General features: G+C 39.0%; 20 protein-coding genes. 13 read left to right on the top strand and 7 right to left on the bottom strand.

What is annotated here, in order from left to right; translation table 11 throughout:
* Positions 1–18: 18 nt before the first annotated feature.
* From G4420_RS15205 to G4420_RS15190, 4 genes are all read left to right on the top strand, one after another.
* Positions 19–1104 (top strand): efflux RND transporter periplasmic adaptor subunit, encoded by a 1086-nt coding sequence (locus tag G4420_RS15205; protein ID WP_163324801.1) that lies wholly within the window; start codon positions 19–21, stop codon positions 1102–1104.
* Between the two features lie 32 nt (positions 1105–1136).
* Positions 1137–2396 carry a 6-bladed beta-propeller gene (locus G4420_RS15200; RefSeq protein WP_163324800.1) on the top strand — a complete coding sequence of 420 codons (1260 nt, stop codon included), beginning with the start codon at positions 1137–1139 and terminating at the stop codon, positions 2394–2396.
* Between the two features lie 72 nt (positions 2397–2468).
* Positions 2469–5495 (top strand): efflux RND transporter permease subunit, encoded by a 3027-nt coding sequence (locus tag G4420_RS15195; RefSeq protein ID WP_163324799.1) that lies wholly within the window; start codon positions 2469–2471, stop codon positions 5493–5495.
* Positions 5495–8692 (top strand): efflux RND transporter permease subunit, encoded by a 3198-nt coding sequence (locus G4420_RS15190; RefSeq protein WP_163324798.1) that lies wholly within the window; start codon positions 5495–5497, stop codon positions 8690–8692. Before G4420_RS15195 ends, G4420_RS15190 begins: the two co-directional genes overlap by 1 nt.
* Here G4420_RS15190 and G4420_RS15185 read toward each other — a convergent pair.
* Genes G4420_RS15185 through G4420_RS15170 form a run of 4 tightly spaced genes read right to left on the bottom strand, consistent with a single transcriptional unit; the run spans position 8672 to position 11988 of the window.
* Positions 8672–10204 carry a hypothetical protein gene (locus G4420_RS15185; protein WP_163324797.1) on the bottom strand — a complete coding sequence of 511 codons (1533 nt, stop codon included), beginning with the start codon at positions 10202–10204 and terminating at the stop codon, positions 8672–8674. The genes G4420_RS15190 and G4420_RS15185 overlap by 21 nt on opposite strands.
* A gap of 52 nt (positions 10205–10256) precedes the next feature.
* Positions 10257–10904 carry a bacteriocin fulvocin C-related protein gene (locus G4420_RS15180; protein WP_163324796.1) on the bottom strand — a complete coding sequence of 216 codons (648 nt, stop codon included), beginning with the start codon at positions 10902–10904 and terminating at the stop codon, positions 10257–10259.
* A 53-nt stretch (positions 10905–10957) separates the two neighbouring features.
* Positions 10958–11671, bottom strand: a complete 714-nt coding sequence (locus G4420_RS15175) for a hypothetical protein (protein ID WP_163324795.1) — start codon at positions 11669–11671, stop codon at positions 10958–10960.
* Complete coding sequence (locus tag G4420_RS15170; RefSeq protein ID WP_163324794.1) at positions 11644–11988, bottom strand: PadR family transcriptional regulator; 345 nt, start codon at positions 11986–11988, stop codon at positions 11644–11646. The genes G4420_RS15175 and G4420_RS15170 overlap by 28 nt, the downstream gene beginning before the upstream one ends.
* A gap of 555 nt (positions 11989–12543) precedes the next feature.
* Between G4420_RS15170 and G4420_RS15165 the strand changes: the two genes are divergently transcribed.
* The 8 genes from G4420_RS15165 (at position 12544) to G4420_RS15130 (ending at position 23031) form a co-directional block, all read left to right on the top strand.
* A complete protein-coding gene (locus G4420_RS15165; RefSeq protein WP_163324793.1) occupies positions 12544–13176 on the top strand; it encodes a tail fiber domain-containing protein in 633 nt (210 codons plus the stop codon).
* Between the two features lie 13 nt (positions 13177–13189).
* Positions 13190–13645, top strand: a complete 456-nt coding sequence (locus tag G4420_RS15160; protein WP_163324792.1) for a T9SS type A sorting domain-containing protein — start codon at positions 13190–13192, stop codon at positions 13643–13645.
* A 29-nt stretch (positions 13646–13674) separates the two neighbouring features.
* A complete protein-coding gene (locus G4420_RS15155) occupies positions 13675–19737 on the top strand; it encodes an FG-GAP-like repeat-containing protein (protein WP_163324791.1) in 6063 nt (2020 codons plus the stop codon).
* Positions 19738–19837: 100 nt separating this feature from the next.
* A complete protein-coding gene (locus G4420_RS15150) occupies positions 19838–20074 on the top strand; it encodes a hypothetical protein (RefSeq protein ID WP_163324790.1) in 237 nt (78 codons plus the stop codon).
* Between the two features lie 7 nt (positions 20075–20081).
* The gene (locus G4420_RS23655; protein WP_163325044.1) at positions 20082–20258 is read left to right on the top strand and encodes a polymorphic toxin type 37 domain-containing protein; all 177 of its coding nucleotides are present in this window, start codon (positions 20082–20084) and stop codon (positions 20256–20258) included.
* 478 nt (positions 20259–20736) lie between these two features.
* Positions 20737–21312, top strand: a complete 576-nt coding sequence (locus G4420_RS15140) for an outer membrane beta-barrel protein (protein ID WP_163324789.1) — start codon at positions 20737–20739, stop codon at positions 21310–21312.
* 793 nt (positions 21313–22105) lie between these two features.
* On the top strand, positions 22106–22672 hold the full coding sequence (locus G4420_RS15135) for a toll/interleukin-1 receptor domain-containing protein (protein WP_246241651.1): 567 nt from the start codon (positions 22106–22108) through the stop codon (positions 22670–22672).
* Between the two features lie 44 nt (positions 22673–22716).
* Complete coding sequence (locus tag G4420_RS15130; protein ID WP_163324787.1) at positions 22717–23031, top strand: DUF3892 domain-containing protein; 315 nt, start codon at positions 22717–22719, stop codon at positions 23029–23031.
* Positions 23032–23709: 678 nt separating this feature from the next.
* Here G4420_RS15130 and G4420_RS15125 read toward each other — a convergent pair.
* The 3 genes from G4420_RS15125 to G4420_RS15115 form a co-directional block, all read right to left on the bottom strand.
* Entirely contained in the window at positions 23710–23940 is a 231-nt protein-coding gene (locus G4420_RS15125; protein ID WP_163324786.1) for a hypothetical protein, read from the bottom strand.
* Complete coding sequence (locus G4420_RS15120; protein WP_163324785.1) at positions 23930–24364, bottom strand: DUF1896 family protein; 435 nt, start codon at positions 24362–24364, stop codon at positions 23930–23932. The genes G4420_RS15125 and G4420_RS15120 overlap by 11 nt, the downstream gene beginning before the upstream one ends.
* 104 nt (positions 24365–24468) lie before the next feature.
* On the bottom strand, positions 24469–24837 hold the full coding sequence (locus tag G4420_RS15115) for a topoisomerase C-terminal repeat-containing protein (protein WP_163324784.1): 369 nt from the start codon (positions 24835–24837) through the stop codon (positions 24469–24471).
* Between the two features lie 131 nt (positions 24838–24968).
* On the opposite strand from G4420_RS15115, the gene G4420_RS15110 reads away from it, so the two are divergent.
* Positions 24969–25331: transposase (locus tag G4420_RS15110; protein ID WP_163324783.1), on the top strand; the 363-nt coding region annotated here is incomplete at its 3' end.

Genomic DNA, 25331 nt, shown 5'->3' with positions numbered 1-25331 from the left:
CAACAAAACCAAAACAGAATGAAACTTAAGCACTTCTATCAATCGATTCTGCAAGTTGCAGTTCTTTTAGTATTCGCATTATTTATTACTATGGCGTGCACAAACAAACCCAATGCTTCTGCAGAAGTAAACAAGGAAGCACTTCCTGAAGAAAAAAACACGGTAGAGGTAATCACTCTCGAAGAAAAAGATTTTCTAAAAGAGATAGTTAGCAATGGTAAACTATCGGCTTCACAACAAGCTGAACTTTATTTCGAAGTTTCCGGCTCATTAGCTACCATTAATGTGAAGAACGGGAATATCATTAATAAAAATGATGTTATTGCCAGTCTGGACAATGAGTCCTATCGTCTTAATATGAAAAAGGCCGACATTACTCTGGAACAGGCCAAAATTGACAAGCTGGACGCTTTAATTGGGGTGGGCTACTCTACTACCGACACGGTTTATTCCAAAGAACATGAAGCGATTGCCGATATCCGCTCGGGTTATAACCAGGCACTGGTAACTTTTGATGAGGCCCGGCTGCAATTAGATAAAACATCGCTAAAAGCACCTTTCTCCGGGAAAGTATCGGGTGTTAAACAAAAACCTTTTGAGCAGGCTAACACTTCAGAACCTTTTTGTACACTCATCAATGATCAACATTTCTACATCGATTTTCCTTTGCTTGAAACCGAAATCTCAAAAGTGAAATTAGGACAAGATGTAACTATCTCGCCTATTTCAGGCGCCAGTAATACTAAAGGTAAAATTTGTGAAATTGATCCAAAAATCGATGAAAATGGACTGATTTGGCTAAAAGCGGAAGTGGAGAATCCCGGAGAATACATGCAGGGGATGAATGTAAAAGTAAGTATAAAACAGGCGATACCCGATCAATTGGTTGTTCCTAAAGAAGCGGTTGTATTGCGTCAGAACCGCGAGGTGCTTTTCCGCTACACCCAGGGTATTGCTTACTGGACCTACATAAACGTACTTAACGAAAACGAAAATGAATATGCAGTAGTAGCTGCTGAAGGGGCGACACTTTCAGCCGGCGACACGGTAATTGTGTCGAATAATTTAAACCTGGCACACGAATCGGAAGTGGAAATAGAATAAAATATGTATTACTAATCTTGAAAACTAACATTATGAAAACTTGTTTCTTATTTTTCATAATAATTGCATTATATGCATGTAATTCTCAAACTCCCCAAAAAGAAAAACCAAAAGAGACTCAACGCGTAATAATAGAGGAAAAACATAATATGGGAATTGTACAGGAACCTTTCGTCATACAGTTTCAAGAGTCAGAAAAGAATCACTTTAATATTTTAAAGTTATCGGAAATTGCTACTAAAATAAAATTCATACCGCTAGAGACTAAAGACGAATGTTTGATAGGCAGGCGATATTCCATAAAATTAACGCAAAATGAGATCTTTGTTGGAAATGGTGGAAAAGTCTTGAGATTTAACAAGGCGGGAAAATTTATTTGTCAAATTAATCAAGTTGGAAGGGGGCCTGGAGAATGTCAATGCAAGTTTTTCAAGGCCGATGAAAAAAATCACTTCATTTATATTTATGGCCTACATCAACACAAAATCTTCAAATATGATTTTGATGGAAATTTTATAAGAAACTTTGACGATCCTTTCCTTAACACCTCAACAGGAAATGCCGAATCTTTTGGAATACGCTCCAAAACTGGCGATCTATTTATCACATACGGAAATGCATATGGTAATTCTAAATATAAACTAGCTTTATTAGATAAACAAAGCGGTGTTTTAAAAAAGACATTTGAAAACCATGATATATTTAAGGTTTCTAAAAGTCCTAAAATGTTTGGAATTAGCATGGGGAAAGAGTCCACATATAATTTTGAGGGGAAAGATTATTATAAGGCAGATTTTAACGACACTATATTCTCAATCAACGAGCAAGATCTTGAACCACATGCAATAATAAATATAGGTAATAACAAATGGACACTCAAAGATAATCTGGAACTTAGTTCTGGATTGATCAAATATAATGAGGTTAAAGACAAAACCTTAATCTGGGGATTCTTTGAAACATCTGATCACATATTTTTAAAATATGATTCAAAAGGCTCATCCTTCCTCGGAATATACGATAAATACACGAAAATATTCAACCAGAATATAAATATAAGCGAGATTACAAACGACATTTTGGGAGGGATACCATTTGATATGCGTAAAACAAGTTACAATTTTAATGAGTATGCTTGTTCAATTAGTGCTTCAGACTTGAAAGAGATTTATAACAAGCTAAATGCTCAAGAATCAGGAGATCAACAACAAAACGAACAACAATTGAAACAAGTGTTTGATTCTCTAAGAAAAGACGATAATCCAGTGATTATGCTAGCATTGTTAAAATAAATCTTGCACCGTAATTCATCTTATTTATGCATTTATATTAGAATCAATCTGGTTGCGAAATAATACAAATCTATGGTAAAATTCCTGATTCATAGACCTATAGCTGTTACAATGGCATTTCTGGCTTTTCTTCTGATAGGACTAGCCACCACTGTACAAATTCCGGTTTCCTTAATGCCCGACATCGATATTCCTGTTATCTCCATCCGGATACCATTGAACGAAATGCCGGCACGCCAGCTGGAAAATACGGTTGTAAAACAAATCCGCAGTGTGCTGAAAGAAGTGAACCACATTGAGGAGATGAAAAGCGAAACACGCGACGGAACAGCCTGGATAGAACTGCGCTTTAAACACGGAACTTCTATTGATCTGGCTTCCATTGAGGTGAACGAAAAAGTGGATAAGGCCATGAATTATCTTCCGCGCAATATGAGCCGCCCGGAAGTTATAAGAGCCAGCGCTTCGGATATTCCCGTTTTCTACCTGATGGTAAATAAAAAACAGGAACTAATAACGGGCAACAAAGAGGAATTTCTGCAACTGAGTAATTTCACCAGCCAGGTGATACGAAAGCGTCTGGAACAGCTACCGGAAGTGGCATTGGTGGATATGAGTGGTTTACAATACCCCGAAATTAAAATAACACCGCACGCTGCTTACCTGCAAAACGGCACGTTTACCATTTCGCAACTGGAGCAGGAGCTGAATAATAACAATATTGATTTGGGAAACCTCTTAGTACGCGATGGACAATACCAGTACAACATCCGCTTTAACACGCGGCTTCGCGATGTTTCAGAGATTGCCGAAATTCCAGTAAACCTGAACGGGAAAGTGGTGTCGCTATCGGAAATTGCCCATGTGGGTCTTCAGCCACAAAAACCACAGGGGAACATAAAGATCAATTCAGAAAGTGCAATTAGCCTGGCAGTGATTAAACAATCCGACGCAAAAATGGCTGACTTAAAAGACGAGCTGAATGAGTTGGTCGGTTATTTTAAAGAAGATTACCCCGAACTGGAATTTACGATCACCCGCGATCAGTCGAAACTATTGGAATATTCCATCAATAACCTGGGACAAAGCCTGCTAATCGGCGGAATGCTTGCTTTTCTGATACTATTTGTATTTCTGCGCGAACGAAAAGCTCCCTGGCTAATCGGTATCAGCATCCCGGTTTCGCTGTTACTCGCCCTCTTTTTCTTTTACCTGTTTAAACTCTCCATCAACATTATTTCGCTTTCAGGATTGATACTTGGCGTTGGAATGATGATCGATAATTCGATTATTGTAATCGATAATATTACGCAATACCGCGACCGGCATTTTACTTTGTCACGGGCGTGCGAAGTGGGAACAAACGAAGTTATCCGGCCCTTAATCAGTTCGGTACTTACCACCTGCGCTGTTTTTATTCCTTTAATCTTTATGAAAGGAATGGCAGGAGCCTTGTTTTTCGATCAGGCCATTGCAGTAACTATTGGCCTGAGTATTTCGCTGCTGGTTTCAATCACTCTCCTCCCCACCCTTTACCGGCTGTTTTATTCAAAAACGAAACAGGAAAAACAAAAGCGCCAAAAAGATCCCGGTTATTATCGCTTGTATGAGCGCGGATTAAAGTTTGTACTACGCAACCAGGCTGCCACTATCGGACTTGTAATCTTGTTATTAGCTGGTGCGGCGGTATTAGGTCGAATGTTAACAACCTCGCGATTCCCGGAAGTTAGTCAGGATGAAATAGTTTTAAAAATCGACTGGAACGAACCGCTCACCCTCGAAGAAAATAACAAACGGGTAAACGAATTAATGGTTTCACTGTCTACAGAACCAGTTTATATCATTGAAGAAGCAGGAAAACAACAATACCTGTTAAACAGTGGAGAGGATGCCGGAACAACTGAAAACAAGCTGATAATAAAAGCTGAATCGCCGGCCCGTTTATCAAAAATGATCAAGGTATTAAGTACGTATTTCTCCGGTCATTTCCCGGATGCAGATTTCAGTTTTACAGAAGCTGATAACCTGTTTAACCTGGCTTTTGGGAAATCGGAAGCACCGCTTATCGCCCGTTTTTCGCATTTTAATCCGGGCAATAAAAATTACCTCGATGAGCTTTCTGCCTTGTTAGCCGATCTGGATAAAAACTATCATAACAGTTTGCAATCGAAACTGATAACACGACAATTGATTTTGCTGGAAACCGATCCGGAGAAACTGATGTTTTACGAGGTTGACAACGACGAACTCTACCGCGAAGTAAAAAGTGCTTTTAATGTAAATACGGTGTTTACCATTAACAACAATAATATGTTTGTTCCGGTTAGCATAGGAAACTCGTATCAATCGGTTTATCAGATCATCCAAAATATCCAGGTACGGAATCAGAACAATGAGGAAATTCCCTTGTCGGGATTGGTAAAAGTGAATAGTGGTTCGGGGCTAAAATCTATTGTTGCCGGTAAGGATAATGAATATTTCCCGGTGGAATTTGAGATCGATCCCGGCGATTTTAAAACGGTTTCGGCGGATATAAAAACCATTGCAGCAAATCACACCTCTTTCGATCTTTCGTTTGGTGGGTCAATACTTTCAAACCGTGCCATGCTAACAGAATTACTGTTGATTATTGGCGTTAGTTTACTCTTGCTTTACTTTATTCTGGCCGCGCAGTTCGAGTCGTTTGTTTTACCCGTAATTGTATTGCTTGAAGTTCCGATCGACTTGTATGGTGCATTTCTGGCATTGAAACTTTTTGGTGCAGGAATTAATATTATGTCGGCCATTGGAATTATTGTAATGGCCGGAATTATCATCAACGATTCCATTCTGAAAATCGACACCATGAACAAGTTGCACGATTCAGGTTATTCCTTGATTCGTTCGGTTATGGAAGCCGGACACCGGCGTTTAAAACCGATTATTATGACCAGTTTAACCACCATCCTGGCCATGCTGCCTTTCCTTTTTCAGAAAGGAATGGGTGCTGAATTGCAACAACCACTGGCACTGGCAATCATAGGAGGAATGCTGCTGGGAACACTGGTTAGTTTGTTCTTTATTCCGATGATGTATAATTTGTTGAAAAAAGGGAGATAGTGCAAAAAACAATTTCAAATAAGAAAGCATTTTCCTCCTTCTCCATAATAGTGGTATTTCTTGCATTTGTTATTATCGGCCTGGCCTTTATTCCACAGTTGGATATCCGGTTTAAGCCCAGCCGTAGTTTACCACAGCTAAACATTAGCTTTTACTGGCCCAATGCTTCACCAAAAGTTATTGAGCAGGAAACCTCAAAAATTGAAGGGGTGCTGGGGAAAGTCAGCCGGATTAAATCCATAGAATCCACTTCTTCGGTAGGTTCGGGCAGTGTAGTTATTGAGTTTGACAAATCGGTTAATTTGAACCAAAAACGTTACGAGGTGTCAACGCTGATACGGCAACTGCGGAGTAATCTGCCAGCCGAAATGAGCTACCCGGAAATTACCACCAACGCCGCTGATGAAGACGACCAGGTTTCGTTTATGGTGCTTACTCTTAACGCCAACTCATCTACTTATTATATAAAAAACAAAGCCGAGCAGCTGGTAATTCCCGAGCTGCTTAAAATTAAAGGCATTGCTGATATTTCGCTTTACGGAGCATCGCCTAATCAATGGGAAATTTGTTACAATCCGGAGTTACTAAAACTCTACGGAATAACAACTGCCGAAATCAGCACCGTTATCAACCGTTTGGGCGATCAAAACTTTTTAGGCAACCAAAACGATGGAGCCAATGTTTCGGTGCCGGTTTTAGCTTCCACGCAGTTTATTGAACCTTCGCAATGGATCAGTTTGCCGGTGGCCAATAAAAATGGTCGCATTATCCGCCTCTCCGACATTGCCACAGTTAAATTGCAGGAAAAACCACCTACCTCCTACTACCGCATAAACGGCAAAAACACGATCAACCTGGTGGTTTATGCTGCACAGGGAGAAAACCAGCTAAAACTGGCCGGCGAAATAAAAGACCAGCTTCTGCTAATTCAGGAAAAACTCCCGATGGGTTATTCCGTAATGATCGCTTCCGATTCAACCGAATACATAAAAGAAGAACTGGAAAAAATAGGTTACCGTACGCTTTTTTCGTTACTCATTCTTTTACTTTTTGTTTTAGTTGCCAGCCGGTCTTTTCGTGTTTTGGCGGTGTTATCTATTTCACTGGCCGCTAACCTGCTTTTTGCTGCCGTTTTTTATTACCTCTTTAAAGTTGAAATTCATATTTACTCGCTGGCAGGAATCACCGTTTCGTTTGGTATTATCATAGACAACAGCATAATCATGGTGAGTCACCTTCAGCGGCAAAAAGGACTACGTGTTTTTATCTCCTTGCTGGCTGCCACGCTCACCACGCTTGGAGCTTTATCAGTGGTATTCTTTCTAAAAGAAAACCAGAAATTAATGCTCATTGATTTTACTTATGTAATGCTTATTAACCTCAGTGTTTCGCTGGTTATTGCCTTGTTCCTGGTACCGGCACTGATGGAGCAACTTTATCATACAAAACCCAAACCGATACCTGTAAAAACACTAAAAAGAATAAGCCGCTCAAACCACTTCTACCTTCGTTTTATTCGTTTCGAAAAACGTTTCCGCTGGGCCTTTTTTATACTGGCCATACTTGGTTTTGGTATACCAATTGGAAAATTGCCTGATGAAATAGACAGCACTAAAAAAACGGCTGAATTTTACAATAAAACCTTGGGTGGCGACCTGTTTAAATCGGAAATTAAACCTATTCTCAGCAAGGTAATGGGCGGAAGTTTACGCCTGTTTACCGAGCACGTTTTTGAGGGAAGCTTTTATTCCGATCCGGGAAAAACCACGTTATACGTAAGAGGGCAAATGCCGGAAGGTTGCACCATTCATCAGTTAAATGATGCTGTACGAAAAATGGAACAATACATTAGCCTTTTTGATGAGGTGGCGCAGTTTGAAACACGAATAACAGGCTATAAAAACTCGTCGGTTACCATACAGTTTACCGATGAAGCAGAAAGATCATCGTTCCCGTATTTGCTCAAAAGTCAGATTGAATCGAAAGCGATTTCCTTAGGTGGAATGGATTGGGCTGTTTACGGGGTGGGAAAAGGTTTTTCCAATTCGCTGAACATGGATTACAAAAACAGCCATATTTTGCTTATCGGTTACAATTACGACCAGTTGTATAAATATGCTGAACAACTGGAAGCAAAACTGCTTGAAAATCCACGGGTGGAGAAAACAGAAATAACCAGTTCTATGAGCTGGGGATCGAACGCGCGTTATGAATATAAATTGAACGTAGATAAAGAGTTGCTCGCGGCTTATAATCTGCGTTATTCGGATTACACCGGGTCGTTGTTTACCCAGCTTTATTCGCGCAACCTTGATGCTTTTTACAACCAAACAGAGTTACAGCCCGTGGTGCTGGTTTCATCAAAAAACAGCGAGTATAACAACTGGGATTTTTACAACATTCCGGTTCAAACCAGCCGGGGGCAGAAAAAACTGTCGCAAGCCGGAGACATCGAAAAACGGCTGAGTGGAAAATCAATTTTCAAAAAGGACCAGGTTTACCAGATGTATCTGAATTACAATTTTATAGGTCCCGGGCCGCTTGCCGAAATGGTTCAGGAACGCGAAATTGAAGCCATTAACCAGGTATTACCGCTGGGTTATAAAACCCAAAAACCGGAGCGTAACTGGTGGAGCTGGGACAAAAACGATAAAAAACAATACGGACTGTTATTGCTTATTATCCTGATCATTTATTTTGTTACCGCTATTTTGTTTGAATCGCTATTAAAACCGTTGGCGGTAATCAGCTTAATTCCCATCTCGTTTATCGGCGTTTTCCTTACTTTTTACCTCTTCGATTTTAATTTCGACCAGGGAGGATTTGCTTCGTTTATTCTGTTAAGCGGATTGGTGGTGAATGCCGCCATATACATTATCAACGATTTTAATAACCTGGTAAGAGGGAAAAACAAAACCTACAGCATTGAAAATTACCTGAAAGCTTTTAACAACAAAATTGTCGCCATTACCTTAACCATACTTTCCACGGTTTTAGGATTGATTCCATTTATCTGGGGCGGCCAAAAAGAAGTTTTCTGGTTTGCTTTTGCCGTTGGAGCTATGGGTGGATTAATTTTTTCTCTTTTGTCCATTGTGGTTTATCTTCCTTTATTAATAGCAAGTAATAAGGACAAGATAACTTTTGAGAAGGTTAAAACTGACAAGATCATATCATTACCACCAGGTAAAAGTTGAGTCGTTTACAGTAAAAGGCCGGGAAAAGTTTTGAAATTTGTATAGAGTGTTTTTATTCAGGTTGGCAAGATCTAATAAACTGTCCTTATTAACAATAATGGTTTGACTTAAATTCCACCTTCTATTTTCCCAGAAATACAAATAATACTCTTTGTTTTTTTTGGGAGCCTCGTACCCCTTAATTACCTTAATGGCAAATTGTTTCGACACTTTAACACTCGATGTCCCCAAAAATTTCTTTGATCCGTCAGTTTTAAGAATAAACGGTTCAGACACTGGATAAATTCTTTTTTTGTTAAAACAACCAATCATATATAAAATATCCGCTCCCATATTCTCAAAAACTACATGATCCTGACTTATCTCACCCCATTGTACTGGTTTCCATACTCCGTTATTAAATACGCATATATATAGATACTTTTGCTTAACAGAGAGTGGTTGTTCCAGCATATATTCAATGTTATATGTTTTAATGTATTCCTTCGTTACGTCACTAATATTTCTAACTCTAAAAAACGGAGGTATGTCATTCTCATCATTTACTTGTAAATATAATCCATCCTCATTTGCAGAAAAATTCTTTCGAAAAACTTTTGCCAGTGTTCTGTACCTGGATTTTGCAAAAGTATGTTTGTGTTCTCCGGGGTGTTGTTCCCCCGGCCCAAAGCTTTCTGCATCACCACTTTCGTCAAATACGACGCACCAACTGTGCCCGTAATTGTGTCTTCCGTGTATATCAAAATCAATAGATACAGGTATTCCGAACGATCGCATTACACATAATCCATAAACTGTCAGGTCATCACACATTCCGCTCTTTGTTTCCAGAATATCATGAATACTCTGCACCCCTAGTCCTCTTGCAACCCATCTGTTATCGTATGAAATATCGTTGGCAATAGCAGTATTAAGTGCTATACATGTGTTAATAATTGTCTTTTCCTGAATAGTATCCAAAACATTTTGGTATTTGTTGTATAACTCTTCAGGCCAATAACAAATAGATTCTGATGTCCCTCTATATGGGAGGATATAATTACAAAACTTATCAAAATCAATCTTGTCTTTCCAAGGACTTCCTCTCCAAATTTTAAAACAACGATCAATGTGCTTAATTAGAAAATCCGATCTTAGTTCTTGTATATCATAGTTGATAATAGTTGTAACTTGGGAAACTTTAAATAAAGAATCTTTTGCCTCCCTGACAGAAGGAAAATCTTTATAATCTAACGGATTGAACTGAATCGAATTGTGATATATATCTCTAATTCCTGTTTTTTGCGATGCATGAATTATACTGTTTGAAATAAGGAATTGTGTCGCTTTAAGTTTCTCTTTATCTTCGTCAACATTTTTATAGTGTGCTATTACTTTCTCTAATTCTCTACGATTTGCTCCTGCCAACTTCAACGCAACCTCCAAGTCATCAACTTTTGCAAACCATGTCTTGTAAACTGCGAATACAATTAATATTCCCAGAAACCACCAATACAAATGAGTTTTCCTCATATCTCTAACTCCTGGAAACCAAGGGCCCTAATGACCTCCATACGCAAATAGATCATTGGCAAGTTCCGGTGCAATCTGTTAACCAAAACGGTCCACATCCTAACCCGGTAGAACAACCTCCACTTACACAACTATAACCAATACCAGCACTACAATCCATTTCACTAGAACAGTCACAACTTTCACTCATAGATTGAAGTGTGTTTTCGCGTTGTTCAATTGAACTTACAGTATATTGATCTTCTGTTATATACAGAGAGTACAAAATATAACGAATATGTTTTGTTGACCAATTTAGATTAACTCTGGCATGATCTAACCAATTCTTAATAAAATCCTGACGTGTAAGGATCTCGGTGGAATCAACTTTAGTCATGTTAAAATATCCTAAATCCAAATGGTCAATTAACTTCTGAATATGCGCCTGTTCTTCTTCAGTATACGAATTAACAATTTGTACTGAATCCAGCTTTTCAAGCCAAAAAACTCTCATCTTTTCTGGAGTAAAGCTCCTGAAAATAGCACGTTGGAATACTAAGTCATATCCCAAGAAATCGTTTAAATTTAACTCCGAAAATTCTTTTGTGGCAGACTTAACTATAGCGTTTATTTCAGTATCGCAAGAATATACAAGCTCTTCGTGGTTGCATGAAGTAAAAATAATTGTGAAAATCAAGAGTAGCAAAACCCAATATCTCATATTCCATCATTTAACATTATATAGAGGTGCAATATATAAATATTATCCGAATATTATTTCACAAAGAATCTTTTTCTATACCTAAAAAACAACATAATAAAACCTAAACCAAATATTACCGGGTATATATAACTTAAATCTGAGAAACTTTTTAGAAATTTATAGTTTTCTCTTGTATCACCACCAAACTGATTCCCGATCTCATATTTCAAATATCTTCCCATAATAAAAAGCACCAATAGAAGAAAGAATAGGACCAAAATTATAAGTGGCTTAATTTTCACCCTAGATAAAAAGGAAATTATTTTTTTTTCCATAAAGAATAACGTAACAATCCCCCCGCTGGTTAAAAAGTAACAAGTAATTATGTATTGCTGAATTCTAAGAATATTAATCTCTGCAGGTTGATTGTTGTAATAATCGAGCCAGAAATATAATAGTTCGGCAGTAGCAATAATAAAATGATACAAAATAAAATACACCAGTACGCCTCCAAAAAGAAAAACGACTTTCCTAAGCTGAAAATTGTCATCATTCATTATCTGCATCTCTTCTGCCCAATCATCTGAGTTACCAAAGCGAACTTTCATAACTTCAAAAGCTTCTTCTGTTGTTAAATCTTTTTCTTCAACAAGTTCTTCAATAGTAAGAAGCATATGGTCACGCATTTCAACAATACTTGAAGCAGTCATGTCCTCTTTAGAACAATTAACCTCAATCCAACAGTCTAAAGCAGAATTTAAGTTGAAATCGTTTGTACTTTCCATAAATTATTAAAAATACTTTGCATTAAGTTCCAATCTTCTTTGGCATCTTCCAATGCTTTCTGTCCACCTGCTAATAACTTATAATATTTCCTAGGACGGTCAAAATCCTTAACATTCCAGTAGGATTTAATGTACTTTAAATCTTCCATTTTTTTCAAAACAGGATACAGACTACCTTCTTTCCAGACCAACCGGCCACCAGAAAGTTCTTTAAGCTGTTTCATAATTTCGTAACCATAAGTATCTTGAGAGAGGAGAATGGATAAAATTAGCGGAATTGATGAAGCTCCCATCAATTCCTTTGGAATTTTTCTCATAATGAAAATAAAATTTGTCCTAAACTACAAATCCATATAAGGTAAAAATATCATATACCTTAATACCTAATACAGCTACTAAATAAAAATGTTCAATTATCCCACACATTTAAGAATAGTGCAAATATAATAAGCTCTTTTTAAATAGAACCAATTATATCATTTTGTTTATCGAACTATTATAAGTTTTGAATCAATTTGAATCTACTGAGAAATGGGACATCTTGGATAATTGCGACATATAGAATTTCAGAATCATAATAACCACCAGAGATATTCGCCCAGTATTTATCAATCCGTCTTAAATAGATTTTTTCTAAATTAAATTTCTTTTTGAAAAACATTTTGAAAAACATCAAACTTTTTTATTTTTGATTCTATCATATATAGAACATATATCTATACATGACTGGACGCAAATTAATAAAGAAATTTAGGGGGATATTCCATGTGTGAATAAAAAACAAAAACCCGATCAATAGACCGGGCTTTAAACGCAAGTAATAACGTAGCCGGGCTGCAACCCATAATGCTACACTAAAACAAACCAAAATTATGAAAAAATTTACCTTTTTATTCGTTTTGGGCTTTATGGCCCTGTCTTTAAACAGCTTTTCACAGATTAAAGTTAGCAGTACAGGAAAGGTAGGAATCAACAACACCTCCCCAACCTATCAGCTCGATGTTAGCGGTACTTTCCGTATTGACGACGGTGGTGATGAAATAACCTTTCAATATGGTGCACTTTCTCCATCCTATTCAAGCTACAGTATGTTAGGAGACTATGGTTCCATGTGGGAAGAACTTTATGCTTCCCAGGCCTTTTTCAATTACAATCCTTACATTATGTCGGATGTCAACGCAAAAACAGACATCAAGAACCTACCGGATGCCAAAAGCAAACTACTTGTATTACGGCCTGTTTCCTATAAACTAAAACCAAAGTATAAAGGCAATGAAAAAGCAGATGCCAAAATTGCAGAAAAGGCAACAAAAGACCAGCTTGGTTTAATCGCCCAGGAAGTGCAAGAGGTATTTCCCGAGATTGTTTCGGCAAGAGAAGACGGGACTTTAGGTATTAGCTATACGGGGCTTATCCCTGTTCTAATAAAAGCTTTTCAGGAACAGCAGGCTGAGATTGATGATTTAAAGGCAAGAATTGAGAAACTTGAAGACTCAAAAAAATAGGAGGAAATGCAATATGAAACTTAAATATTTCTTCCTTTCAGTAGTTTGTTTTATGCTGTTTGTTATTAGTGTCCCGTCATTCGGGATGAGCGGTGATACCACTTTTGTATTTACCTACGATGCAAGTGGCAATAGAACAGAAAGGATTATTGACCTGACAAAAAGTGCTGAAATTGCGACAAGTGCATCAACGGCTAATGAAGAAAAATTATTTGAAGCCGAATTGGCAAATCTTGATATCAGAATATACCCAAACCCGACAAAAGGAGTAGTAAAAGTTGAGATCCCGGATATCGGTGACATAAAACCCACATTGGTAGTTTATAACCTGCAAGGGAAACAGCTTGTCTATAAAATTGTTTCTAACCAAATCAGTACCATCAATCTTTCCGGGCACCCGGCAGGAATGTATATCATGAAGATTGTAAACGGACAAGAATCCCTTGACTGGAAAATTATTAAAGACTAAATCTGCTAACAAACCTTTATTCAATTAAAATGAAGCAAATACATGTTTTATTCATCATATTATTGATGGGTATTGGCACGGGTTATGCGCAGGAATTTGACATTACCTTAACTGCTGCCGAATCCAGTACCAAAATCCATCAGGCCAGAAACAGTATAACTTTTGGCCCGAACTACTCTTACACCCCCAGTGGTGGCACAATGACTGCTGAAATTGTTGACCCTGTGGTGACAGGAAGTGTGTCGTACAACTATACCGTAGCAGACCCTGAAACCCGGTCAATAAATACTTCCTACATGGTTGGAACCACAAACGGGAGTTTTGATGTAAACCCGGTTGGTGGAGCAACTTATTCCATCCCATTGGATTTGCCTCCCGGAGTAGCAGGACTACAACCTCCCATTTCTATAAATTACAATAGCCTGGCCGGATCTGGTATTGCAGGCTATGGATGGCAAATTAATGGGCTTTCAGTTATTACCAGAAGCCCTAAAACTTATTACTCTGATGGTACAAGTGTTGGCGTTGACTTAACCACAACCGATAGATTTTCTCTTGACGGACAACGCCTTAGATGCACCAGTGGAACCTATGGTAACAACGGCTCTCAATACAGGACAGAAAACGACGTATTCAGCAAAGTTACCTGTTATACAGGCTCCTATGGCCCTGATAAGTTTGAAGTAAAAACCAAGGGCGGTATTACCTGCCAGTATGGATATGACAGCGATGCTGACCAAACCGTTGACGGACATAATGAAACCGTAAGTTGGTACATCAATAAGGCAACCGATGTTTACGGCAATACAATGGAGTACAATTATATAAAAGACAACGGTTTCAATTATATCGGGGAAATAACCTATGGCCCCAATACAGTAACCTTTTATTACAAAGAAAGGAGCGATAAGAAAACAACTTATTTAAAAGGAGAGGAATTAAGCCAAAATCTGATTCTTGATAAGATTGAGATTGAATACAATTCCAATGTTGTCAAAAAATACGAATTCAAATACAATTATCCCAGCAGCAACTATACCAGGCATTCTGTACTAAACGAGATAATTGAATATGGTATTGGTTCAAGTAGATATAACTCTACTGCGTTTACTTATACGTCACCTGATAATGTTACTTTTAACCAGGAACTTTACAACACATCTCATAGTTATGTTACTTATAAATCAAAAATGATTACCGGTGATTATAACGGAGATGGAAAAGCAGATTTCCTATGTTTACCTGATGCCAGCAAAGGGGCTACTTGGACTGGGATGAAAGTTTATTATGGTGATGGAAATAATAACTTCAATTATGGTTTCTCGGAAACGACCAGTTTATCACTTAGCACTTTAGATGATATTAGGGCTCTTGATGTTACAGGGGATGGCCGGGATGATATCGTTTATGAAACTGTATCAGGAGGGGTATCCTACTTTAAATACATGTACTTTGATGGTTCTTCATTTTCTTCCCCAATCTCCATACGATCTATTTCGGCCCGAAGCGATGCTACAGGAATAAGCGGAAAGAAACGGCGAAAAGTTGATAAACAGGAGGATGATAATGAAATGAGCGGAGCCGATTATAATGGAGACGGACTCAATGAGGTATTCCTGAACGATACACAGGGAAACTGGTGGATGTATGAATGTGGCTATTCAGGAGGAAGCTCAATGGCCCTGCGTGCTTTAGGAAATATAAGCACATTGGCAGACCAGGTTTTAAGTGCTGATTTCGATGGTGATGGGAATCCCGATATATGGAGCATCGATGAAGATGGTACAAAAATCTATAGTTACAATGGCTCATCATTAACCCAACTTTACAGTTCTACATGGCCAACCATCAACCATTACTTTACGTTAGGTGATTTTAATGCCGATGGTAAAACTGATATGTTTGTATACGGTTATACAACTTATGACTGGTCTAACTGGCAAGTCCGTTTATCTACCGGTACCGGTTTTACCACCAATTATATTGCCAGAAAAAAAAGTAACCTTAAGAATGATTACGTTCGCTTGGGAGATTTCAATGGTGATGGAGCAACCGATTTGATGGTTAGCTCTTCTGACCAAAGTTGGACAGGAACTAAGTTTTATATTGCAAAGAACAATGGAACAGACTTTTATACCAATACCTTGCCTGCCTACCCTTCGGCATCACACGGTTATTATGTAGCTGATTTTTACGGCAATGGCAGAACAGACTTTCTTTGCACCGACGGACAATCACCTTGGTGGAATGGTTACCAGATTTATAAATCGGGAAGCAAAAACAATATTCTATTGGAAAAAGTTGGAAATGGCCTCGATCAGTTAACAGAGATCAGTTATCAGTCTATTTCTGAATACGGGACAACCTATGTGAAAGGTTCCGGGGCATCATTCCCGGTCATGGATTTTCAGGGGCCCTTACAAATTGTAAAATCAGTATTGTCCGATAACGGCCGTGGCTCACAAAATACAACAACCTACAAATTTGAGGGCGCGAAAATACACCGTCAGGGAAAAGGATTTTTGTGTCACACCAAACAAACTGTTACCGATGTGGCCAATAATATGAGTACTGAAACCAGTTACGGTTACAATACCAGTAAATTTTTCCCCACCCTGACATCAACCGTTAATAAAGCCGGTAGTACTACCTTAAATTCGGTATCGAATACCTGGACTTATAAAACCACGACGGGTAGCGCTATATTACCATACATTTCTTCATCAACCCAAACAAACAGTTTAACAGGTCACAGTGTAACCACCTCTTTTACCTACGACACTTATGGTAATGCAACAGAAATTGAGAAGAGTTTTAATAATGGTGTAACAGAAACTACAACAAATAATTACACCAACGATGCCACTAACTGGTATATCGGCAAACTGAACAGCTCGGAGGTTGAGTATCAGAAATCTGGAGAAACAACTATTACAAATACGGTAACTTACACGTATTACACCGACGGTATTTTAAAACCGGACTTCACAAGATATTATGAGGGAACTGATAAGTATTATTATAAAAACCATGATTACTACAGTAATGGTAACCTAAAACAATTGTATGTGTATGCCAGTGGTGTTGGAGCCCAACAAACCAATTACACTTACGAAACCAACGGAGTTAGGGTAAAAACCATTACCGACCCTATGAGCCATGTTACAACCATGACTTACGATACTTATGGCAGGTTATCATCAGAAGAAGATTACCTGGACAACACCACCTCTTATACTTACGATAACATGGGGCGGCAGCTTACCGAAACGCAGGCCGATGGTTTTGTTTCCACAACCAGCTACCCCTGGGGCTTATCGGGTGGCCCGTCATATGCTTGCTACTACGTTCAACAATCGGGCAATGATGGCTCCCTGAGTAAAATATGGCACGATAAACTGGGGCGTGAAATCCGGAGCGATGTGCGTGGTTTTAGTGGCTCATACATTTATACTGCTACCGAATACAATACCAAAGGCCAGTTGTACCGTGTTTCTGAACCCAGTACTTCTACTTCACCATCGCAATGGAATACCCATTCGTACGATAGTTATGGCAGGATTACCGGAATTACCCGTCCATCAGGAAAGAACACAACCTATGCCTACTCTTCAAACAGGGTAACAGAGACAACCGGTGGAAAAAGCAGCTGGAAAGAAACCGACAGCCAGGGTTTGTTGACCACAGCCCACGATAACGGTGGCGATATTACCTATGCCTACTACCCCAACGGGAAGTTGAAAACTATTAACTCGCCGGGCGGGGCAGTTACAAGTATGGAATACGATGTGGCAGGCAACCAAACCAAACTGGTTGATCCAAGTGCCGGAACAATAATTTATACTTACGATGCTTTTGGGAATTTAAAAACACAAAAGAATGCACGTAACCAGACCACAACCTATAACTATCATACCGATGGCCGTGTAAGTTCAAAGGTTACACCTGAAGGTACCACTTCGTACACCTATAACAGTAATGAGCAGTTAACCGGAATTTCTTCGCCGGGCAGCGTAAGCCGGAGTTATACATACGACAGCAAAGGCAGGGTTTCAACCATTGGTGAAACCATTCCGGGTCAATCGGCATTGTCAACTTCGTTTACTTACGATACAAAAGGGCGCTTAAGCACACGCACCCACCCTTCAGGTATTGTGGAAACCAATAACTACAACAGCTATGGTTACCTGGCTTCAATTTCGGCAGGTGGTTCAACACGGTATACCATCAATACCATGAATGCCCGCCAGCAGGTTACCGGGGCAACTTATGGAGGCAGCTTGATTGGCGAGTTTGGGTTCGATAGTTACGGTTACCCGACTTACTCAAAAGCCAAGGTCAGTTCTACTTACCGGCAGGATTACCGCTACAGCTTTACGGCTTCCACCGGCAACCTTTACTCGCGGCAAAATTACCTGCGCAGTAAAACCGAAACCTTTACCTACGATAACCTCGACAGGTTAACCGGGGTTAGCGGGCCGCAAAACCTTACCATGGCATACGAAAGCAATGGTAATATATTGACCAAAAGCGATTTGGGGCCGGGCACTTATACCTACGGACATACCACCAAACCATTTGCCGTAACCGAAATTAACTCGGGCAACCAGGTTATCCCATCGGCCGACCAGGTGGCAACTTATACCTCTTTTGAGCAGGTTAGTACCATCGACGAAGATGACTATCATGCTGCATTCACTTATAATAGTGACAACCAACGTTGTAAAATGTTGGTTACCGATTTGGGCAGTACCGTACTTACCCGATGGTATGTAGGCAGCCGTTATATAAAAGAAACCGAAGGAAGCACAACTACCGAATATACATGGATTGGTGGCGATGCGTACTCCGCACCCGTAGTTGCCGAAAAGGTTGGCTCTACAACCAACTATTATTACTTACTACGTGATTACCTTGGCAATATTACCCATAAGGTAAATACATCGAATACCGTAACTGCCGAATACAGTTTTGATGCCTGGGGGCGACGTCGCGACAAAGACGACTGGAGCTATACCTTAAACAGCGAACCTGATTTAACCGCCGACCGCGGGTTTACAGGTCACGAACAACTTTCGTATTTTAACATTGTGAATATGAATGGGAGGTTGTACGATCCGCTGGTGGGACGGTTTTTGAGTCCTGATCCGTTTGTACAAATGCCGGATGGTACCCAAAGTTTTAATCGATATTCCTATTGCCTAAATAATCCTCTTTTATATGTCGATATTAATGGCTATACTTGGTTTTCCAAGCTGGGCGACTGGTTAGGGAAGAATGGTCAGGCAATTGTATCAACTGTTGTAACCATTGGGGTTGCAGTAGGTGTTACTGCACTTATTGTTGCTTCCGGTGGCACATTAGCCCCTTTGGCAATTGCTGCTATTGCAGGAGCATCCGGAGGGCTGGCAGGTTCGCTCTTAAGTACTGCCTTTGCAGGGGGCAGCGGAATGGACTATTTAAGGAATGGTGCTATAGGCATGGGTGTTGGGGCGCTTTCGGGCATGGCCGGCTATGGTATGGGCAAGCTGGGTGCAAATTTAGCCAGCAAAGGTTTGATGAAAATAGGACAAGGCTCTTTAAGTCCTGTATTAAATGGCTCTGTAACAGGTGCACTAGGGGCTTCTGCGGGTGGAGCAGGTGCCGGTTATGTCGGTAATTTTCTTCCCACTCTAATACAAACAGGAGACTTTGGGCTTGCCAATAAAGCCGGACTTAACGGCGCAAAAACAGGAGCATTGACGGGTCTTGGTGTAGGTGCAGCTACCGGGGCGTATGGTGGCTACAAATATGCAAAATCAAATAATTTGGATCCTTGGAGCGGGAAATCATTAGACACGAATAAACCCAATTGGAATTACGGCGACCATAAATCTCAAACAAAATGGGCAAATCAAATGAAGCAGAGGGGATGGACTGAGCAACAAATAAATGAAGCTTTACATTCTGGGGAATCGTTTTCCGCCCCCAATAATATTAGTCCAAATAATGGAGCAACTCGCTATGTTCACCCTACAACTGGGCGAAGTATTGTTATAGATAATGTTACAGGACGTTTATTGCATGTTGGAGGAGACGGATTTATTTATTAAATTAATATGAAACGAGCAATGAGAGCAATCTCATAAACACATATAATTACTTTATTGAGGGTGAATTCCATTCACTTTCTGAACATTACAAAATAAACGGATGAAACAAATACAAATATTTATGCCTTTGTTAAATGAAGGAACAACAGTATCCAGACCTGTCATTGCTATCGATATGGGAAATAACATTTATCAAATAGTAGGAACAGAACAAGGGTTAAGTCCCGAAGATTTAGATGAAGAATGGTTATTCCCTATTGGAAGCTATGTAACATGTAAGTCTATGCTAAGTTTGACAGGAACAAAACTGGTTGTTGATAAGTTAAGTAACGCCTAATGGTGACCTGAGTAGATTAAAATCAGACTCCCGGCTGCCTCTAGTTACAAAAGATGGGCAGCGGGAGTCGTTACGTCCAGATTTATATCAACCAGATCCCATTGGCCCTCATTGGGATTATAGGGATAGTTCAGGGAAATGGTGGCGATTATATCCCGACGGAAGTAGAATCTCTAGAGAATAAGATTTATGAACAAAATAAGCAAAAGGAATGTGCCGGCTGACAATGATTGGCGTAGACTAGGGCAAGAGAACTACCTACAGGGAGTAAAACTTGTATTTAAAAATTATCATCCATATCGAATAGGAAGGGATCATGATCATTGTGAGTTTTGCGGAACAAAGTTCTTTGAAACGGATGATAATTTACAAAAAGGTTATACAACAGTAAGCGGATATCATTGGATTTGCATCAATTGCTTTATGGATTTTAAAGATGAATACAATTGGTTGGTAGAAGACAACGACTAATATTCCTGCCACACGATTGTTATGTTTTTAACGACTGGCAGGAGTAGTGCCTCATGTCTTGCTTGATTTCACTCTTAAGAGTTTGAATAAAGCAAAGCCGTAGATTTATATTAGATACAATACACGGTTCGAATATAATTTATATGAGACACTTGGGCAGCCAAATATTTATAACTTTTAAATCAAATTATATGAAATTTAAACCATTATTTTTTGCGTTTGTATTTTTAGTAAGTACAGGCAATTTATTCGCCCAGATATACGCCGTTGACAAAGGTGCAACGTTTATCTCCGGTGTAGCAAGTTTTACCAGCCAGGGCGGCGAACTTTTCGAAGATTACGATGGCAATAATGCCAGTACATTTAATCTTTCGCCAAGTGTTAACTTTTTTGTAGCCAAAAACTTTTTCATTGGTGGAGGGCTTGAGTTTGCCCATGAGAAACAAGGCGATTACACAAGCAATAACATCGGCCTAGGCCCGCAAATAGGTTATGCCTTTGGTAACGAAAACAGTACAGCTTTCCCGTATTTTGATGTAGGATTACGTTACTATGGGATGAATATAGATTACGGCTCAGACAATTCAGAAGGTTCGGGCACCGATATATTTTTTGGTGCCGGAATTGTTATACCGGTTAAATCTCACCTCGGAATAACCTTTGAAGCCGGATACCATATGATGGATATCAAAGAAAAGGAAACCGACACTTCCTACAGCGGAAATATTTTTGCTATCGGGATTGGGATTGTGGGTTTGCTGTTTTAGGCAATCCACCGTTCTGCATCCTTTTACCTAAAAGCCGCAAGTAAAATCTTTCGGCTCAATTGAACGTGAAATAGAATTTTAAAGTCCGGATTTGCCGGGCTTTTTTTTTATTGACTACCCGTTAATCATATCTCCGGAAAACAAGCCAGAGTGCCCGATGAAGAACAACTATTACAAATAACCGTCTCTTCATCTAAGATCTACTGATTCTCAATTTGCATTAACTTCATTCCATCCATATCTCTATTTTCAAGAAAATTGAATTTCCCCCAGAAAACATAAAACCTAATCCGAATAAAAAGACAAGTCAAATTTTTATATAGATATTCTACTTATTGATTTATTTTATTATGTTTGCGATTATAAATATTAAAACATGAAATACATTTTAATCTTATATTGCAAAGATCCTCTTTTGTGAAGATAATAGATGAATACAGACTATTAACTAAAATAAAAAATTATGGGAATAAAACCGGGTCCAAAAAGAATTGCAAAATCAACAGGGAAACCAGACAGGCGTCAAAGAGATAATAAAGAAACTCCAGGAAATACGCCATCGCTAAAACCTCATAAGCATCGGAAGGGAGACTAATCTGAAGGGTGGTGCATTTTTGTACCAGTGGCAAATTGAAAGAAATCCTAAAAGGGTATTGGAGATAAAGTTATGGCAAGATGTACAGCACCAATAAGAGGGCATCGCACAGCGGCTGCAGCAGCTGCCTGTCCAGCATGCGGTAGTCGTTCTCGCGGCTACAGTTCGCATTCGTACTACTCATCATCATACAATTCATTGAGTAACAGTTCGAGCAGTCGCGGATATGGAAGCGGACAATCCAGAAATAGTAAACCAAGTTGGTCTGGAGCAGGTTCCACTAATTGGTATACGCCAGCCGAGATTCGAACGCTTACACCCGTTCGCGAAAATGTAGAAAAACGCTCGACGATACCAGACCTTCGCGATGTTTTTCTTTGCCACGCGTGGGATGATCGAAAAAACGCTGCAAGAGAATTACATGATTTTCTTGAGTCGAACGGGGTTTCAGTTTGGTTTAGCGAAAAGGATGTTTTGTTAGGTTCATCCTTGCTCCGTGAAATAGATAAAGGATTGGCTAATTCGCGAATAGGAATCGTATTGGTAACTCCTTCATTTCTGGAGCGCATTAAAGGAGAAGGAATTGCTGAGAAAGAACTTTCTGCACTTCTAGCGCGTGATTTACTTGTTCCTATTTTGCATAATACAACATTTGACGAACTTCGTGAAGTTAGTCCATTACTTGGTTCAAGAAGTGGACTAAGCACATTTGAGGAACCGATGAAAGAAATTGCTTCCAAATTAGCTGAACTTGTAGCAATCTAGAGAACTTGAAAATAAGATCAAATATTACTAATAATAAAATATAAATGGCTTTATATAGAATTTCAGGAGTATGGAAAAATTCAAATGATGTGATAACACATTATGCTTTCCATACAGTGGGTGAAAGATCGACTTCAAGATCAAGTAAAACTACAAAAGCAGAAGCAATTAGAATATTGGAAACTAGTGGAAGTCGTGCAACTACTTGGAAATGGAACTATAATAGTTCACGATGGGACATTGGAGAGAATGTGGAAGTTGTAAATGGAAGCAATGGGAAATATTTAAGAACAAATCCAAATAAGACAGAGACTGATAATCTTGCACATTTAATTGATTTTGATTGGATCTTTCAATAATAAAAAAAAGAACAATGTTGAGAATAATATCTGGTATTTCATGATTGACTCAAAGACCAATGAATAATTTATTGGATATATAGTTCGCAAATATCAGGTTAGGGACTTAAATCGAAGAATACAAACTATAAATAAATTTAATTGTATTTAATTCCCCAAATACTATTTTTACTTTTCTAGCCCCTAAGTCCAAACTGTAAGCTATGATACTTCTATTTTCGTTCTTTGTCATTTCCTGGGGTATTAAACAGGTTTGATTGTTTGCTTTTTTTTTTATCTGTTTGGACCGTCGGATATTTGTCTGGATTCGTTCTATCTGATTGAAACCAAAAATGATCTTACAGGTTTTGGGGAGCTTGTTCATTTGGTATTTCTCTTGTTGTACCATTCTTTGAAAAACTAACAGCTATTTTGTTCGTTTTCTCTTTCTGAAATAATAGTAATATTAAGTCAGGTCCTTAAATCGGATTCCAACATCTTTTTCAATTCGGATGCAATTCAGGGAATCCGGCTGAAGGATCAAGGAAACGGGAGACTTCAAGTTGGTTGTTTTTAAATGCTTCCGATATTGTATTAACAATTTCAGGAGGAGTATAAAAAGCGCTTAGGATGGAAATTTTTAAACTATTTGTGTATAGCTTGTATTGTTGCGCTGTTTTTGAATTTCGCTTTAAAACATCATGTAATTCCATAACCGTTGGAAACAATCCACTTCGGAATCGGGCCACGGGCAATATCCGACAGATTTTCTGCCGGATTAAGAATACACTTCAAAGCCCCGAAACCGGAATATTGTTTCAGGGCTTTTGTTTCTTCTGCCGTTGGCTTCCGATTTTCTTTCTCCAATAGAAAACAAAGCTTAATGGCTTCAATATTTGCACGCAGGTGCTGGTCTTTATTAAAGCTCATGTTCTTCCAGCCAGATTTCTATAGCTCCTGTTAGCTCGGTGTACAAATCGTTGAACTCTGAGCTAAAAGCAAACTCATCATATAACCTGTATTTTTCAAAAACCGGAACTGCTTCTGACAGAAATCGAATGGCAAAATCTTTGGCGTCTTCCAATGGAATTATTCCCGGAAACTCATTCCAGATAATAGTTACAAGGGTATCGTGTTTTGAAAAGTGAAGCCCCTTGTACAATTCTTTATGCGCCAGTTCTTCTGCTTCCTGGTGGTTGTGTCCGTCTTTAATGGCCTGCGAATAGCATTCTGCCGCAAGATCACTACGGGTATTCAGAAGATCGTTATTGTCTGTTAACTCCGGATGACTTTCGTATAAAAAGTGAAGCAAAGACAACTTAAACCATGAGAGCTCTGTAGATGTTGTTTTCATGACTTTGAAATTTAAATTTTAAAATATAGCGGTGAGAAGCGGGAAAATAAGCGTCCGGTATTCTCCGAACGCTTTGATGAAAGGAAATTCTATATAATTGAGATTTACATCGAGTGCGATTTGGACCTGTTTCGTTTGGTCGTTTGTTGACGTTCCGTCGGATTTACCTGGTCTTTTTTCAGCGGTTCTTTTACGTCTTTGGTTGCTTCATTGGATTTACCTTCCGAGTTAACCGCTACCTGGGTTTTGCTCTTGTTATCCGGTATAACTTCTGCTCCTTTGGTTTGGGCCTTATCAGGATTCCATTTGTAAAAATCCAGCTTGCCTTTTTCGTCGTTGACCTTTATGTAAGCGTTAAACTCTTCGCCTTTTTTGTCTTTCATTCCGGCAACATAAATGGTTTCTCGCTTTTCCAGTTTTTGTTGCTGCTCTTCGGAAAGTTCCTTTCCCAAAAGAGAATTGGGAATATGCACTTGTTTTTGTTCGTTTTGTTTTTGCCCTTGCTGCTGTTGATCATCTGTAAATCTTCAGCCTAATTTGGACACGTTGGTATAAAAATTAAGAGATGGTTTTCTTAATTTAATCACCATTAAAAAGTTCAAAAATGACTGTAAAAAAACAAAGTGCCGAAGCCAAGATTAAAGAGATTAAGAGGCATACAAGAAAGAAGTATTCAGCAGAGGAAAAAATCAGGATTGTAATTGAAGGACTGAGAGGAGAAGAAAGTATAGCTGGCCTCTACAGGCGAGAAGGCATTAATGCCAACCTATATTACAAATGGAGCAAGGATTTCATGGAAGCTGGTAAAAGCCGTTTAGCAGGCGATGTCAAGCGTGAAGCCAACTCTGTTGAAGTACATGATCTAAAAAACGAAAACACTGACTTAAAACTGCTTGTTGCAGAGCAAAGTCTTCATATCAGGGCACTTAAAAAAAGCGCAATTGGTTCCGAACAAACTATAGATTTA

The organism is Draconibacterium mangrovi (assembly GCF_010586825.1).
Taxonomy (GTDB): Bacteria; Bacteroidota; Bacteroidia; order Bacteroidales; family Prolixibacteraceae; genus Draconibacterium; species Draconibacterium mangrovi.
Note: the sequence above shows the minus strand (reverse complement) of the source record. Positions and strands in the feature narration are given on the sequence as shown.